The sequence below is a fragment of the Citrobacter portucalensis genome (assembly GCF_002042885.1).
GTDB classification, from domain to species: domain Bacteria; phylum Pseudomonadota; class Gammaproteobacteria; order Enterobacterales; family Enterobacteriaceae; genus Citrobacter; species Citrobacter portucalensis.
Window position 1 is genome coordinate 1 of record NZ_MVFY01000002.1, and the last position, 14058, is coordinate 14058.

Genomic DNA, 14058 nt, shown 5'->3' on the forward strand with positions numbered 1-14058 from the left:
TTAGCCGCTGATTTATATGATCGAAATCATATATTTGTTTCTGAAATATGCCACTATATGAGTATGTCAGAATAAGGTTGTGTAAAATTTTAACGTTAAATGTTTAATGATGTTAAATTTTAAGGGTAGAAGAATGTTTATTGCCTGGTATTGGATTGTATTAATTGCACTCGTTGCGGTGGGTTATTATTGCCATATGAAACGTTATTGTCGGGCATTCCGCCAGGACAGAGATGCCTTACTTGAAGCGCGAAACAAACTCTTTCGCCGCTCTGGTGAAGATAACAGCGCGGTTAAGGAACAGGATTAGTCCTTCATATTCTGCTATGGATGAGCGGATGCTGTAAATTTGCAGGGTGGCATCCGCCCTCTGGATTATCCGATTCCCATCGACTGGAGGATGACGAGGCTTAATCCCATCACCGACATTCCACATAACACCCCATAGCTGGGATTATTATTGGGATCGATCTCTTTTGCCAACGGCATCAATTCATCGACGGACAGCGCCACCATAATACCTGCGACTGCCGCCATTATTGCCGCCATCACCACCGGTGATATCAGGCTACCGAGAATTAACCACGCCAGTACGCCGCCCAGTATTTCTGCCATACCTGAAATCCCTGCCCAGAATATCGCCGTACGTTTGGAGCCTGTGGCGGCATAGACGGGACCCGCCACCGCTAATCCTTCAGGAATATTGTGCAATGCAACGGCGAGGGCAATACCAAAGCCCAGCTCAAGGTTGCTACTGGCGGTAACAAACGTCGCAATCCCTTCAGGAAAGTTGTGCAGGCTGATGCCGAGCGTTAATAAAATCGCGGTGCGTTTAATAGAGCCGGGTAGAGGCTGCGTTGTTTTTTGTACCAGATCCTGAGGGTGCGCGTGCGGCAATAGACGGTCCAGACCAAAGTAGCCCAGTAAGCCGACGATAAACATTCCGTAGCCCAGCACTGGCGACATACCTTCAGCGGCCAGCGCAGCAGGTAGCATCTCCATAAGGGAGATCAGTAACATAATCCCGGCGGCGAAGCCTAAAGAAAAGGCGAGAACGCGGTTAGACGGTTTTTGCCCTAACACGCCGAGAAATGCGCCGATAAACGTGGCGGCACCTGCCAGTAAAGTCAGAAGTAAAGGTACTGACATCGACAAATAAAACTCCTTATCAATCTGCTGTCCGGGTTAGATCGTCAAAATAACTGATGATCTTCATCATGGTTATCTGAGTTCTTCATCAACCGAATAAGCGTATTGTGGTGGTATCAAAATGACTCCCTCAGTAAGGATATCATCATGTCTTCAACTCGTATGCCAGCATTGTTTTTGGGTCACGGTAGCCCGATGAATGTTCTGGAAGATAACGTTTATACCCGTGCCTGGCAGCAACTGGGGGAAACGTTGCCGCGTCCGAAAGCCATTGTGGTGGTCTCGGCGCACTGGTTCACCCGTGGAACGGGTGTGACTGCGATGGAAGCCCCCAAAACGATCCACGATTTTGGCGGTTTTCCGCAAGCATTATATGACACCCATTACCCGGCTCCCGGCTCGCCTGAACTGGCGCAGCATCTGGTTGACTTGCTTGCTCCAGTGCCTGTGACCCTGGACAAAGAAGCCTGGGGTTTTGACCACGGTTCCTGGGGCGTGCTGATCAAGATGTATCCGAATGCGGACATTCCGATGGTGCAGTTGAGTATCGACAGCACCAAACCTGCGGCATGGCATTTTGAGATGGGCCGTAAGCTGGCGACGCTGCGTGATGAAGGCATTATGCTGGTGGCCAGTGGTAACGTGGTGCATAACCTGCGCACTGCGCGTTGGCACGGTGAGAACACGCCTTATCCGTGGGCGACTTCATTCAATGACTATGTTAAGGCAAACCTGACATTGCAGGGACCGGTTGAGCAGCACCCATTGGTGAACTATCTCGATCATGAAGGTGGATCGTTGTCGAACCCGACGCCGGATCACTATCTGCCGCTGCTGTATGTACTCGGGGCTTGGGACGGTAAAGAGTCTGTCACGATCCCGGTAGATGGTATTGAGATGGGAAGTTTAAGTATGTTGTCGGTGCAGGTTGGATGATGAATGCCCGATGGCACTGCGCTTATCGGGCATTAAGTTCGCGTCGTAGGCCGGGTAAGGCGAAGTCACCACCCGGCTCTCTCAATTATTCGACAAAAATATGCGGATAGAAACGTGACAGATCCTGCGTGATTAATGCGCGGTCTTCACGAATGCCGATCCCGGCTGGTTGATCGTTGATCAGCCAGCTGCCAATCAGCATATAGCTGTCGCCAAACTTCGGTAGCTGATGGAACTGCTGCACGATCATGCCTTCTTCACCGTACGGTCCTTCCACGGATTCGATCGTTTTACCGTTCTCAATGATGGAGACATTAGCCCCCTCGCGCGAGAAGATCGGTTTGACGACGAATTTATCCATCTGCGGATGGTCGTCTTCGGCGAAGTACGCTGGCAGCAGGTTCGGATGGTCCGGGAACATTTCCCATAACAGCGGCAACAGTGCTTTGTTGGAGATAATGCTCTTCCAGGCCGGTTCCAGCCAGCGAACGCCAGCGTCTTCCAGCTTGGTGGAGAACATTTCACGCAGCATGAATTCCCACGGATAGAGCTTGAACAGGTTAGCAATTACCTGATCCTGCATGTCGGTGAACTGACCTTTTTCACCAAGACCAATATCTTCTACATAGAGGAATTCTGTTGCGATCTCAGCTTCGGCAGCGCAATCCTGCAGATACTGGATCGTACCGCGATCTTCTACCGTATCACGACAGCAGGTCAGATGAAGCAGTTGAAAACCATACTGCTCACGCAGCTCGGTGAAACGCTCGATCAGTTTTTCCTGCAGACTGTTGAACTGATCGCTGCCTTCCGGCAGGTTGCCCGCATTGAGCTGATCTTCCAGCCAGATCCACTGGAAAAACGCGGCTTCGTACAGCGAGGTTGGCGTATCGGCGTTGTTTTCTAAAAGCTTGGGTTCACCCGTGCCGTCCCACGCCAGATCGAGACGTGAATAGAGCGACGGTTGCTGTGTCTGCCAGGACTGGCGGACAAAGCCCCAGGTATGCTTCGGAATGCGAAACTTGGTCATCAACTCATCGCTGGCGATGACCTTTTCCACCACCTTGAGGCACATTTGATGCAGCTCTGCGGTGACCTCTTCCAGCTTTTCAACCTGAGCAAGAGTGAGCTTATAGTACGCGTCTTCACACCAGTAAGGCTCGCCGTACATAGTGTGAAAATTGAAACCGTATTCGGTGGCTTTGTCGCGCCAGTCCGGGCGCTCAACAATACTGACTCTTTCCATGACGATCAGCCACCCATTGAACGTGTGGTGGTGCCGCTTGCGCTACGCTGCATGGTGCTCTGTTTGGCCACAGACTCACCAAATCCGCCGCGGGTTACGGTAGAGGTGGTAGCTGGTTTCGGTGCCATAGCGGTTTTCGGTACGGTCATGGTGCGACCCGGCGTTGCTGCACCGTAGTTTTTACCGCTGGCATCCGTGTATTTGCCGTAAGCCGGGCTGGCTGGGTTTTTCGAGCTGAACAGCGGTTGCTGAGCGCCCATTCCGCCGCCCATCAGTCGGCCCATCATGTAGCCCGCCATCAGCGGCATCCAGAAGCTGCCGCTGCTTTGATTCTGCGCCTGAGCCTGGCCTTCACCGGTCGGTGCCATTCCCGCTTGCGCAGGAGCCTGCTGGCACTGGCCTTCGCCGAATTCAGCGATACAGTCTTCACGAGTGGCGTATTTTGGTGCGGTACGTTCAGCTTCTTTCAGCGCATTGTTAAACGCGGTAGTACATTCGGCGCTTTTACCCGGATTCGCCGCAGAGCAGTCGTCAGCGTTCTGATAAAGCGAAACCGTTTCGTCGCTCTTTTCACAGCCCGCGAGCATAAACACAGCGGTAACTGCCAGGGCGACAGGAGTCAGATGGCGCGCGCTCCAGCTTTTGCGGAACGAGGCGTGATGTATAGATTTTGTCCGTTTCATTTATGTCTTCCAGTACCCAGTGGTAACTCTGCTCAGAATAGAGGATGACTGGTCGAAATTGAAGCGGTAAGAGGCGAGAATGCGGAAGAAGGGGCGGATCTTTACGTTGTCTTACGTTCAGACGGGGCCGAAGCCCCGTCATCAGCATCAGTTACGGAACGGGTTGTTGCCGGTGCTGCTGGTTGAACGTACTGCTGTCGGCTGCGCCGCAGGCGTCGCGCTGTTGGACGTATAACCGTCCGCCGCGGCATCTTGCTGCGCGTTTTCCGGCGCGATCGAATCCGGGGTAGTGGATACGGGTTTACCCAGCGTATTGTTCAGTGCCACCAGATCCTGCTCGTTCAGCGTACCGAGCGCAGATTTGACGTTTAACTGGTTGATAAGATAGGTATAACGCGCATTCGCTAGTTGCTGCTTGGCGTTGTACAGCGTGGTGGTGGCATCCAACACATCCACAATGGTACGTGTACCTACGGAATAGCCGGCTTCCATCGCATCCAAAGAACTTTGTGCAGAGACAACCGCTTGTTTGTAAGCGTTAATGCTACTGATAGACGCATTAATGTTGTTGAACGAAGAACGAACGGTCTGCACCACGCTGCGGTGTGCGCTTTCCAGTTGTTCACTCGCGCCAACAAAGTTGTACTGCGCTTGTTTCACCTGCGAGTTAACCATTCCGCCCTGGTACAGCGGCAGTGAGAAGCTCAGACCGATTTTATTCTGGCCCATATTGCTGTCGTCATACTGGGAGCTGTTGGTTTTAGACCCGCTGTACGAGGTGTCAGATACCCCGGTAGAGGCGGTCAGGTCCAGAGTCGGTAAATGACCATCCTGCGCCAGACGAATCTGCTCACGTGCCAGATCCTGGCTCAAACGGGCCTGCAATAACGACAGGTTGCGGTTTTCTGCTTCTTTCAGCAGCGCATTCACCGCCTGCGGTTTGTTGGTTTTAAAACCATCAACGTTCAGTGAAGCCAGTTCCGGATAGTAGTTACCGGTTACCTGGCGCAGCTGTTCTACCGCGTTATCCAGATTGTTACGCGCGGTAACTTCATTCGCCAGTACAGTATCGTATTGTGAACGGGCGTTTTGTACGTCAGTGATGGCAACCAGGCCAACGTTAAAACGCTGAGTGGTCTGATCTAACTGACGATAGACCGCATCTTTCTGTGCCTGAGTGTAAGAAAGCACGTCAATTGCGTTTAGTACGTTAAAATAGGCCGTGGCGGTATTCAGGATCAGCGTTTGCTGATCGGTCTGATAGGTCACGTCCTGGATGCCCGCTGATTTTTCTTGCAGCGTCAGGGCACGCCATTTAGACATGTCAAAAATAGACTGAGTTAACTGCAAAGATGCGCTGGTGGCGTTGGAGTTGACGCCATTTGCATCACGGTAGCCATTGCTGTAGGTGTAATCGGCACCTAAACCCAGTTGCGGCAGTAATGGGCTACGCGCTTCGTTAATTTTTTCGAATGCAGCATCGCGATCGGCGGCGGATTTACGCAATTCCGGGTTGCTCAGGCGTGCTTGCTGATAAACCTGCATCAGGTTTTCTGCCTGGCTCAAAGTACTGAACCCCGACAGGCTCAGGCCGATAAGGATGGGGAGCAATTTCTTCATTTGCATTCCTTGTTGTGAAGCAGTATTTAGCGCTGATCAAATTGTAAAAATATTTGCTGATTCTAGCAGAATCCGCCACTTCAAAAAGTTGGCGTTACGTGCCATACGGCGTTAATTTGCATCAATTTAACACAAGGGCGTTCAAACATCAGTCAAACGACCTTGAAATTCACATTTTAATCACTATTGGTTTCAGGACAGCACAATGCGTAAACCAGACAACTTGCCAATGACTTTCACTAAAAATGATGTAGAAATTATTGCACGAGAAAAGCTATACCGCGGTTTTTTTTCACTGGATCTTTATCGGTTTCGCCATCGCCTGTTTAACGGGGGGATGAGCGGCGAGGTAACGCGCGAAATTTTTGAGCGCGGACACGCGGCAGTCTTGCTACCCTTTGACCCTGAGCGAGATGAAGTTGTGCTGGTCGAGCAGATCCGTATCGCGGCATTTGATACCAGCGAAAGCCCGTGGTTACTGGAAATGGTGGCAGGGATGATCGAAGAGGGCGAAACCGTTGATGATGTAGCCCGTCGTGAAGCAATGGAAGAGGCCGGGCTGGAAGTTAAACGGACGAAGCCCGTTCTGAGCTATCTGGCAAGCCCGGGTGGCACCAGTGAGCGCCTGTCTATTTTAGTCGGCGAAGTGGACGCCACGACCGCGAGCGGGATCCATGGTCTGGCTGATGAAAACGAAGATATTCGTGTTCATGTGGTAAGCCGGGAACAGGCTTACCAATGGGTAGAAGAGGGGAAAATCGACAACGCAGCGTCTGTCATCGCCTTGCAATGGTTACAGCTGCACTATCAAGAGTTAAAAACTGAGTGGAAAAAATGAAGCGTTACACACCTGACTTCCCTGAAATGATGCGTCTGTGCGAAACCAACTATTCGCAATTGCGCCGCCTGCTGCCACGTAATGATGCAGCCGGTGAAACAGTGAGCTATCAGGTAGCAAACGCACAATATCGGTTAACGATCGTGGAATCGACCCGATACACTACGCTTGTTGCGATCGAACAAACGGCACCGGCCGTCACATACTGGAGCCTGCCTTCATTGACCGTGCGCCTGTATCATGACGCAAGGGTGGCTGAAGTGTGTTCAAGTCAGCAGATCTTTCGCTTCAAAGCGCGGTATGATTATCCAAATAAAAAGTTGCATCAACGCGACGAAAAGCATCAAATTAATCAGTTTTTGGCCGACTGGTTACGGTACTGTTTAGCACATGGAGCGATGGCGATTCCGGTTTATTAGCGTCGTGAAACCTAAGGACACCATTTGGAAAGCCTGTTAACCCTTCCTTTGGCTGGTGAGGCCAGAGTCAGGATCTTACAAATTACAGACACTCACCTGTTTGCCGAAAAGCATGAAACGCTGCTGGGTGTGAACACCTGGGACAGCTATCAATCCGTACTGGATGCAATACATGCAGAGTCGCCTGAGTACGATCTGATCGTCGCGACGGGTGATTTGGCGCAGGATCAATCCGCTGCGGCTTATCAGCATTTTGCTGAGGGCATCGCAAGTTTTCGTGCGCCCTGCGTTTGGCTACCGGGCAATCACGATTTTCAGCCGGCAATGTACAGCGCGCTGCAGGATGCGGGCATTTCCCCGGCCAAACGCGTTTTCATTGGCGAACAGTGGCAAATATTGCTGCTCGACAGCCAGGTGTTCGGCGTTCCCCACGGTGAGTTAAGTGAATTCCAGCTCGAATGGCTGGAGCGTAAACTTGCTGATGCGCCAGAGCGTAATACCTTGCTGCTTCTTCATCATCATCCTCTGCCTGCGGGCTGCAGCTGGCTCGATCAGCACAGTCTGCGAAATGCCGCTGAGCTGGATAACGTGCTGGTGAATTATCCTCGCGCCAAGTATCTATTGTGCGGGCATATTCATCAGGAGCTGGATCTGGACTGGAACGGTCGCCGTCTGCTGGCGACGCCGTCGACCTGCGTGCAGTTTAAACCGCACTGTTCCAACTTCACATTGGATACCATCAGCCCAGGCTGGCGGACGCTGGAGCTTTTTGCCGACGGGACGTTGCAGACTCAGGTACGTCGCCTGCAGGGTAATCGGTTCCACCCTGATACCGCTTCAGAAGGCTACTGATGTCTACGCTTCTCTATCTTCACGGATTTAATAGCTCTCCTCGTTCGGCGAAGGCGTGTTTACTGAAAAACTGGCTGGCGGAACACCACCCGCACGTTGAGATTATCGTGCCGCAGCTACCTCCGTATCCTGCGCAGGCCGCAGAGATGCTGGAATCGATCATTCTTGAACACGGCGGAGAGTCGCTGGGGATTGTCGGTTCCTCTTTAGGCGGCTATTACGCCACCTGGCTGTCGCAATGTTTTATGCTGCCGGCAGTGGTGGTGAACCCTGCCGTACGGCCTTATGAACTGCTGGTCGACTATCTCGGTCAAAACGAGAACCCCTACACGGGGCAGCAATATGTGCTAGAGTCACGCCATATTTACGATCTTAAAGTCATGCAGATTGACCCGCTGGAAGCGCCGGATTTGATCTGGCTGCTCCAACAAACGGGCGATGAAGTGTTGGACTACCGCCAGGCGGTGGCGTATTACGCCTCCTGCCGTCAGACAGTTATTGAGGGCGGAAACCACGCATTCACGGGCTTCGAAGATTATTTCAACCCGATTGTCGATTTCCTTGGACTGCACAGTTTCTGACGATCAATTCGAATTGCTTATTTAAACCATGACGCAAACTTATAACGCTGATGCCATTGAGGTACTCACTGGGCTTGAGCCGGTACGCCGTCGCCCTGGGATGTACACCGATACGACCCGTCCGAACCATCTTGGGCAGGAAGTGATTGATAACAGTGTGGATGAAGCACTGGCGGGCCACGCGAAACGCGTGGACGTGATCTTACATGCCGACCAGTCTCTGGAAGTCATTGATGACGGACGCGGCATGCCGGTAGATATTCACCCTGAAGAAGGCGTTCCGGCGGTTGAGCTGATCCTCTGTCGTCTGCACGCGGGCGGCAAGTTCTCTAACAAGAACTACCAGTTCTCCGGTGGTCTGCACGGTGTGGGTATCTCCGTTGTTAACGCCCTGTCCAAACGTGTGGAAGTGAACGTGCGCCGCGACGGGCAGGTATACAACATCGCGTTTGAGAATGGCGATAAAGTGCAGGATTTACAGGTTGTCGGTACCTGCGGCAAACGCAATACCGGGACCAGCGTGCACTTCTGGCCGGATGAAAGCTTCTTTGACAGCCCACGTTTTTCTGTTTCGCGCTTAACGCACGTACTGAAAGCAAAAGCGGTACTGTGCCCTGGCGTTGAGATCACTTTTAAGGATGAGGTCAACAACAGCGAGCAGCGCTGGTGCTACCAGGACGGTCTGAATGACTATCTGAGCGAAGCGGTGAATGGCCTACCGACGCTGCCGGAAAAACCGTTTATCGGTAATTTCAGCGGTGAGACGGAGACGGTGGACTGGGCGCTGCTCTGGCTGCCGGAAGGCGGCGAGCTGCTGACCGAAAGCTATGTGAACCTGATCCCAACCATGCAAGGTGGTACGCACGTTAACGGTCTGCGTCAGGGACTGCTGGATGCGATGCGCGAGTTCTGCGAATACCGTAACATCCTGCCGCGTGGCGTGAAGCTGTCGGCGGAAGATATCTGGGATCGCTGTGCTTATGTGTTGTCGGTAAAAATGCAGGATCCGCAGTTTGCCGGACAAACCAAAGAGCGCCTCTCTTCGCGTCAGTGTGCGGCATTCGTCTCTGGCGTGGTGAAAGATGCATTCAGCCTGTGGCTGAACCAGAACGTGCAGTCAGCCGAACTGCTGGCTGAGATGGCGATTTCCAGCGCGCAGCGTCGTCTGCGTGCAGCGAAAAAAGTAGTGCGTAAAAAGCTGACCAGCGGTCCGGCACTGCCGGGTAAACTGGCGGACTGTACCGCACAGGATCTTAATCGCACCGAACTGTTCCTTGTCGAAGGTGACTCGGCGGGCGGATCGGCCAAGCAGGCGCGCGATCGTGAATATCAGGCGATCATGCCGCTGAAAGGTAAGATCCTCAATACCTGGGAAGTCTCTTCCGATGAAGTGTTGGCTTCGCAGGAAGTTCACGATATTTCCGTGGCGATCGGTATCGATCCGGACAGCGACGATCTGAGCCAATTGCGCTACGGCAAGATCTGTATCCTGGCGGATGCGGACTCCGATGGTCTGCACATCGCTACGCTGCTGTGCGCGCTGTTTGTGAAGCACTTCCGCACGCTGGTGAAACACGGTCACGTCTACGTGGCGCTGCCGCCGTTATATCGTATCGACCTCGGTAAAGAGGTGTATTACGCGCTGACGGAAGAAGAGAAAGCGGGCGTACTGGAGCAGTTAAAGCGCAAGAAAGGTAAGCCGAACGTGCAGCGCTTTAAAGGTCTGGGTGAAATGAACCCGATGCAGCTTCGTGAAACTACGCTGGATCCGAACACCCGTCGCCTGGTGCAGCTCATTATCGATGATGAAGACGATCAGCGTACCAACGCAATGATGGATATGCTGCTGGCCAAGAAGCGTTCTGAAGATCGTCGAAACTGGTTGCAGGAGAAAGGCGACCTGGCGGATCTCGAAGGGTAATTGCATGTAGAAAAGCCGGAGACGGGCGTAAAATGCCTTATCCGGCTCTCATCTGACGAAGCGATTTATGCCGGATAGCTAAGCGTCACCCGGCAAATCGACAATCTTAAATGCCCGACTCCAGAATACGAATATTCATGTCCAGCACGTCACCTTTCACGGCTTCGCTGTAGGCTTTCATATGCGGGGTCTGCAAATGCGCTTCAAGATGCGCGATGCTTTCCCACTGCTCAACCATCACGATTGAATCTGGTGCTGTAGTCTGAAAACTCACACCTGCGGCGTGATCCACCATCGGCGCATAGCCGTGGCAGCCTTCTTCTTTCAGTACGGTAGGAACGATTTTGGCAAACTGATCCAGTACCGCCTGGCGGTGATGTTGACCTGGACGTGTACGGATTTCTGCAATAACGGTAAGCATGGTTAACTCCTTCTAATTCCAGGTTACCAGTTAACCAAAAATTTCGGTCAGATGCTTGCGATATTCTGCGATATAACGCGGGACGTCCGGCATTTTAATCACGTCATTGGTGATAAAGGTCGGCAGCGCTTCCATTCCCAGGAACTGGTTTGCCTTATGGAACGGGAGATAGACGCCATCAACGCCAACGCCATGGAAGAACTGGTCTTTTTCAGTGAAGGCTTCCATCGGTGCGTTCCAGGTCAGGGACAGCATGTATTTTTTGCCCTGAATCAGCCCGCCGGAGCCGTATTTTTTAGAGGCATCTGAACGTGTGCGGCCGTCGCTGGCGTACAGCGTACCGTGACCTTCGGTAAACACGTCATCGATGTATTTTTTCACGGTCCACGGTGCGCCCATCCACCAGCCAGGCATCTGCCAGATAACCGCATCGGCCCAGACGAAATTCTGCACTTCTGCTTTTACGTCATAATCGCTGTCTGCGCGTACGACTTTAACATCATGCCCGAGGTCGCGCAGGATACCGTCCGCGACCTCGGTCAGGGTGTCATTCAGTTGACCATTAGAATGGCCGAATTTTTTCGCCCCGTTGATAATCAGAATGTTGCTCATTTTGTGTCCTCAAGGAAATACGTTTGAGGACGATTTTACTCCCACCAGCGGTGCGGTGAAATTAGCAAAATGTGCAAAGTCTTTTGCTATATGAGCAACAATAACGCAATTACCAACTGACTTTTGCTTCAAAGCCACCTTCCGGAGCGTTGCCAAACGAGGCTGACATTCCATGCAATATCGCGATACGACGGACAATCGACAGGCCGAGACCGCTGCCGGTCACGCTTTGCCCCGGTGGACGATAAAAGCGTTCTCCAATGTGCATCAGAACTTCCGGCGCAATACCTGGACCATTGTCTTTGACGCTAAAATTGCGGGCGTTGAGCGTCACTTCCACAATACTTCCCCGTGGACTATAGCGAATCGCATTATCCAGCAGATTTCGCACCATCAGGCTGAGTAACAGCGGTTGCCCGGTACATGTGATGCCGTGCGCGTTAATCTGCAAACGTACGTCAATATGCGCCTGCTGGGCCGAATGGTAGATATCCATCACCGAAGATTGCAGCAACTCCTCCAGCGAGATTTCTGCCACATCCTGAAGATTGTCGAGGGAGTCAAGGCGCGAAAGCGTCAGTAACTGATCGACCAGACGCGTGGCGCGATCGATCCCGGCCTGCATCTGCATTAAGGCTTTTTGCCGTGCCTGCGGGTCATCGTCAGACAGTTGCGCCACTTCGGTTTGCACTTTCAGCGCCGTCAATGGACTACGCAACTCGTGAGCGGCATCTGAAGTAAAGCGCCGTTCACGCACCATGGTGGTATGAATTCGGGTGAAAAGTTGGTTGAGTGATTCAACCAGCGGGCGAACCTCGCCAGGAATGCCTTTCAAACTGAGCGGTTCTTCTGATTCCGGGTCGCGTAAACGTAGCGCCTGCGCCAGTTTCTTCAGTGGCTTAAGTTCAAGACTTAACAACACAATCAGGATTAACAGCATCAGCGGCAGAGCGACCAACCACGGCACCAATTGTGCTGTCACAATCGCTAAAGCCATATCTTCACGATATTCCCATTCCTGGCCGACAACGATTCGATACTTTTTATCTGCGGAAGTCAGCCAGACAAAACGCCATTTATCGTTGTCGCCATTCAGATAGCCATCGTCAAAACCTTCCCGGCGGTAGCTGTAGGGAATGTATTGGCCATTGTCGCCATCGTGAAGAACCATTTTCCCTTCTGGCGTGTAGGCCGCGAAGGTCAGTACATCGTCGTCAATATGACCATGCTTGAATTTTTTCGGGGTATGCGCGATGCGTTCAGAGGCTTTGAGTTCATCAAGATCCAGCGTGACCAGACGCTTGGCGAACAGCATTTGCTGCGTGTCGAACATCTCATTCACGTTATCGGTGGTTTGCTTCCAGGCGACAAAGCTGGAAATCAGCCAGGTCACTAAAACCAAAATCATGAAGATAAGCGTTAGCCTGATGCGCAGGCTGAGGCGTTGTGCGAGTTTCATGCGTCACCCAGGGTGTAGCCAATGCCATGCACGGTACGGATAAAGTCGCTGCCGAGCTTACGGCGTAAGTGATGGACGTGTACTTCAACCGCATTGCTGGAGACGTTTTCGTCCCAGGTATACAGTTTTTCTTCAATCAGTTTGCGGGGCAGGACGCGACCTTTGTTGCGCATTAGCAGTTCCAGCAGCGCGAACTCTTTAGGTTTGAGTGACAAAGGTTCACCCGCCGCCGTGGCGACCAGCGCGCCGGGATCGAGCGTTACCTGGCCATGACACAATGTGTTGCTGGCCTGGCCGCTGGCACGACGTACCAGTGCCTCCAGTCTGGCGGCAACTTCGATCAGCGCAAAGGGTTTGCACAGATAGTCATCTGCGCCCAGGCGCAGGCCTTCAACGCGTTCTGCCAGTGCGTCGCGAGCGGTCAGAATCAGCACAGGCTCCTGCTTTCCGTTGGCTCGCCACTCGCGCAAAATGTCCCGTCCGTCTATGCCTGGCAGCGTCAGGTCGAGGATTACCGCATCATAAGGTGCGCTGTATAGTGCTTCTTTCCCCTGACGTCCTTCGGTAAACCAGTCGATGCTAAAACCCATTTTACTCAGACCTGTTTTCAGGCCATCGCCAATCAACGTGTCATCTTCGATCAGTAAAATACGCATATGTTCATCCCTGCGAACTCATTTGCAGTTAGTAAACCTGTGGCTACAGCCTCTGTACAGCAAAAAAAGTATCTTTTTTTGCCTTAAGAACTTGTTAAGGATTAACTTATTTAATAGTCGTAAACCAACATGAAAGGGAGACATGACGATGAAAAAATTAGCTGCAATGGTTGCCGTAATGGCACTGTGTTCCGCACCTGTTCTGGCAGCGCAGCAGGGCGGCTTCTCTGGGCCAACGACAACCACCACGCAGAGCCAAAACGGCGGATTTGTCGGCCCGAACGGTAGCAGCACGACGGTAGAAAGCGCCAAATCACTGCGTGATGACACCTGGGTTACCCTGCGCGGGAACATCGTTGAGCGTATTTCCGACGACCTGTACGTGTTTAAAGATGCGACCGGCACGGTTAATGTGGATATCGACCACAAGCGCTGGAACGGCGTAACCGTCACACCGCAGGATGTGGTTGAAATCCAGGGTGAAGTGGATAAAGACTGGAACTCCGTTGAAATCGACGTAAAACAGATTACCAAAGTTGCTAAGTAATCCCCATCAGGGCCGCATTCGCGGCCCTTTTCTTTGTGACTCAACACGCCAGATAGGGTAGTATCTGCGGCAATATTGCCCTTCAATAGAGGGGTACAAAGTTGAGGAACCACGATTA

The 14058-nt window shown here is 52.3% G+C and carries 16 protein-coding genes; 8 read left to right on the top strand and 8 right to left on the bottom strand.

Annotated elements, in window-relative coordinates:
• Positions 1-133: 133 nt before the first annotated feature.
• The gene (locus tag BZK40_RS24610) at positions 134-310 is read left to right on the top strand and encodes a hypothetical protein (RefSeq protein ID WP_071446370.1); all 177 of its coding nucleotides are present in this window, start codon (positions 134-136) and stop codon (positions 308-310) included.
• Between the two features lie 65 nt (positions 311-375).
• Here BZK40_RS24610 and zupT read toward each other — a convergent pair whose 3' ends face one another.
• Positions 376-1149, bottom strand: coding sequence for a zinc transporter ZupT (zupT, locus tag BZK40_RS02750; protein WP_003024600.1), 774 nt, complete (start codon positions 1147-1149; stop codon positions 376-378).
• Between the two features lie 147 nt (positions 1150-1296).
• On the opposite strand from zupT, the gene ygiD reads away from it, so the two are divergent.
• The gene (ygiD, locus tag BZK40_RS02755) at positions 1297-2085 is read left to right on the top strand and encodes a 4,5-DOPA-extradiol-dioxygenase (protein WP_079934118.1); all 789 of its coding nucleotides are present in this window, start codon (positions 1297-1299) and stop codon (positions 2083-2085) included.
• 85 nt (positions 2086-2170) lie between these two features.
• Here ygiD and BZK40_RS02760 read toward each other — a convergent pair whose 3' ends face one another.
• The 3 genes from BZK40_RS02760 to tolC all read right to left on the bottom strand — a co-directional run bounded on the left by BZK40_RS02760 (position 2171) and on the right by tolC (position 5640).
• Positions 2171-3331, bottom strand: coding sequence for a glutathionylspermidine synthase family protein (locus BZK40_RS02760; protein WP_079934119.1), 1161 nt, complete (start codon positions 3329-3331; stop codon positions 2171-2173).
• Between the two features lie 5 nt (positions 3332-3336).
• Positions 3337-4014 (bottom strand): DUF1190 family protein, encoded by a 678-nt coding sequence (locus BZK40_RS02765; protein ID WP_003024591.1) that lies wholly within the window; start codon positions 4012-4014, stop codon positions 3337-3339.
• A 147-nt stretch (positions 4015-4161) separates the two neighbouring features.
• Positions 4162-5640 carry an outer membrane channel protein TolC gene (gene tolC / locus BZK40_RS02775; RefSeq protein WP_095533102.1) on the bottom strand — a complete coding sequence of 493 codons (1479 nt, stop codon included), beginning with the start codon at positions 5638-5640 and terminating at the stop codon, positions 4162-4164.
• Between the two features lie 199 nt (positions 5641-5839).
• Here tolC and nudF point away from each other — a divergent pair, with 199 nt between their 5' ends.
• Genes nudF through parE form a run of 5 tightly spaced genes read left to right on the top strand, consistent with a single transcriptional unit; the run spans position 5840 to position 10245 of the window.
• Complete coding sequence (gene nudF, locus BZK40_RS02780) at positions 5840-6472, top strand: ADP-ribose diphosphatase (protein ID WP_079934120.1); 633 nt, start codon at positions 5840-5842, stop codon at positions 6470-6472.
• Complete coding sequence (locus BZK40_RS02785) at positions 6469-6891, top strand: DUF1249 family protein (protein WP_003024582.1); 423 nt, start codon at positions 6469-6471, stop codon at positions 6889-6891. Before nudF ends, BZK40_RS02785 begins: the two co-directional genes overlap by 4 nt.
• Before the next feature lie 24 nt (positions 6892-6915).
• On the top strand, positions 6916-7743 hold the full coding sequence (cpdA, locus tag BZK40_RS02790) for a 3',5'-cyclic-AMP phosphodiesterase (protein ID WP_016154517.1): 828 nt from the start codon (positions 6916-6918) through the stop codon (positions 7741-7743).
• Positions 7743-8324 carry an esterase YqiA gene (gene yqiA / locus BZK40_RS02795; RefSeq protein ID WP_079934121.1) on the top strand — a complete coding sequence of 194 codons (582 nt, stop codon included), beginning with the start codon at positions 7743-7745 and terminating at the stop codon, positions 8322-8324. Before cpdA ends, yqiA begins: the two co-directional genes overlap by 1 nt.
• Positions 8325-8352: 28 nt before the next feature.
• Positions 8353-10245, top strand: a complete 1893-nt coding sequence (gene parE, locus BZK40_RS02800; RefSeq protein WP_003024571.1) for a DNA topoisomerase IV subunit B — start codon at positions 8353-8355, stop codon at positions 10243-10245.
• A gap of 106 nt (positions 10246-10351) precedes the next feature.
• Here the strand turns inward: parE and BZK40_RS02805 are convergent, their stop codons facing one another.
• From BZK40_RS02805 to qseB, 4 genes are all read right to left on the bottom strand, one after another.
• Complete coding sequence (locus BZK40_RS02805) at positions 10352-10666, bottom strand: putative quinol monooxygenase (protein WP_003024557.1); 315 nt, start codon at positions 10664-10666, stop codon at positions 10352-10354.
• Between the two features lie 30 nt (positions 10667-10696).
• The gene (locus BZK40_RS02810; protein WP_003828397.1) at positions 10697-11278 is read right to left on the bottom strand and encodes an NAD(P)H-dependent oxidoreductase; all 582 of its coding nucleotides are present in this window, start codon (positions 11276-11278) and stop codon (positions 10697-10699) included.
• A 109-nt stretch (positions 11279-11387) separates the two neighbouring features.
• A complete protein-coding gene (gene qseC, locus BZK40_RS02815; protein ID WP_032945028.1) occupies positions 11388-12737 on the bottom strand; it encodes a quorum sensing histidine kinase QseC in 1350 nt (449 codons plus the stop codon).
• A complete protein-coding gene (qseB, locus tag BZK40_RS02820) occupies positions 12734-13393 on the bottom strand; it encodes a quorum sensing response regulator transcription factor QseB (protein WP_003828394.1) in 660 nt (219 codons plus the stop codon). The genes qseC and qseB overlap by 4 nt, the downstream gene beginning before the upstream one ends.
• 148 nt (positions 13394-13541) lie before the next feature.
• Between qseB and BZK40_RS02825 the strand changes: the two genes are divergently transcribed.
• The gene (locus BZK40_RS02825; RefSeq protein WP_003024544.1) at positions 13542-13940 is read left to right on the top strand and encodes a YgiW/YdeI family stress tolerance OB fold protein; all 399 of its coding nucleotides are present in this window, start codon (positions 13542-13544) and stop codon (positions 13938-13940) included.
• Positions 13941-14058: the final 118 nt, after the last annotated feature.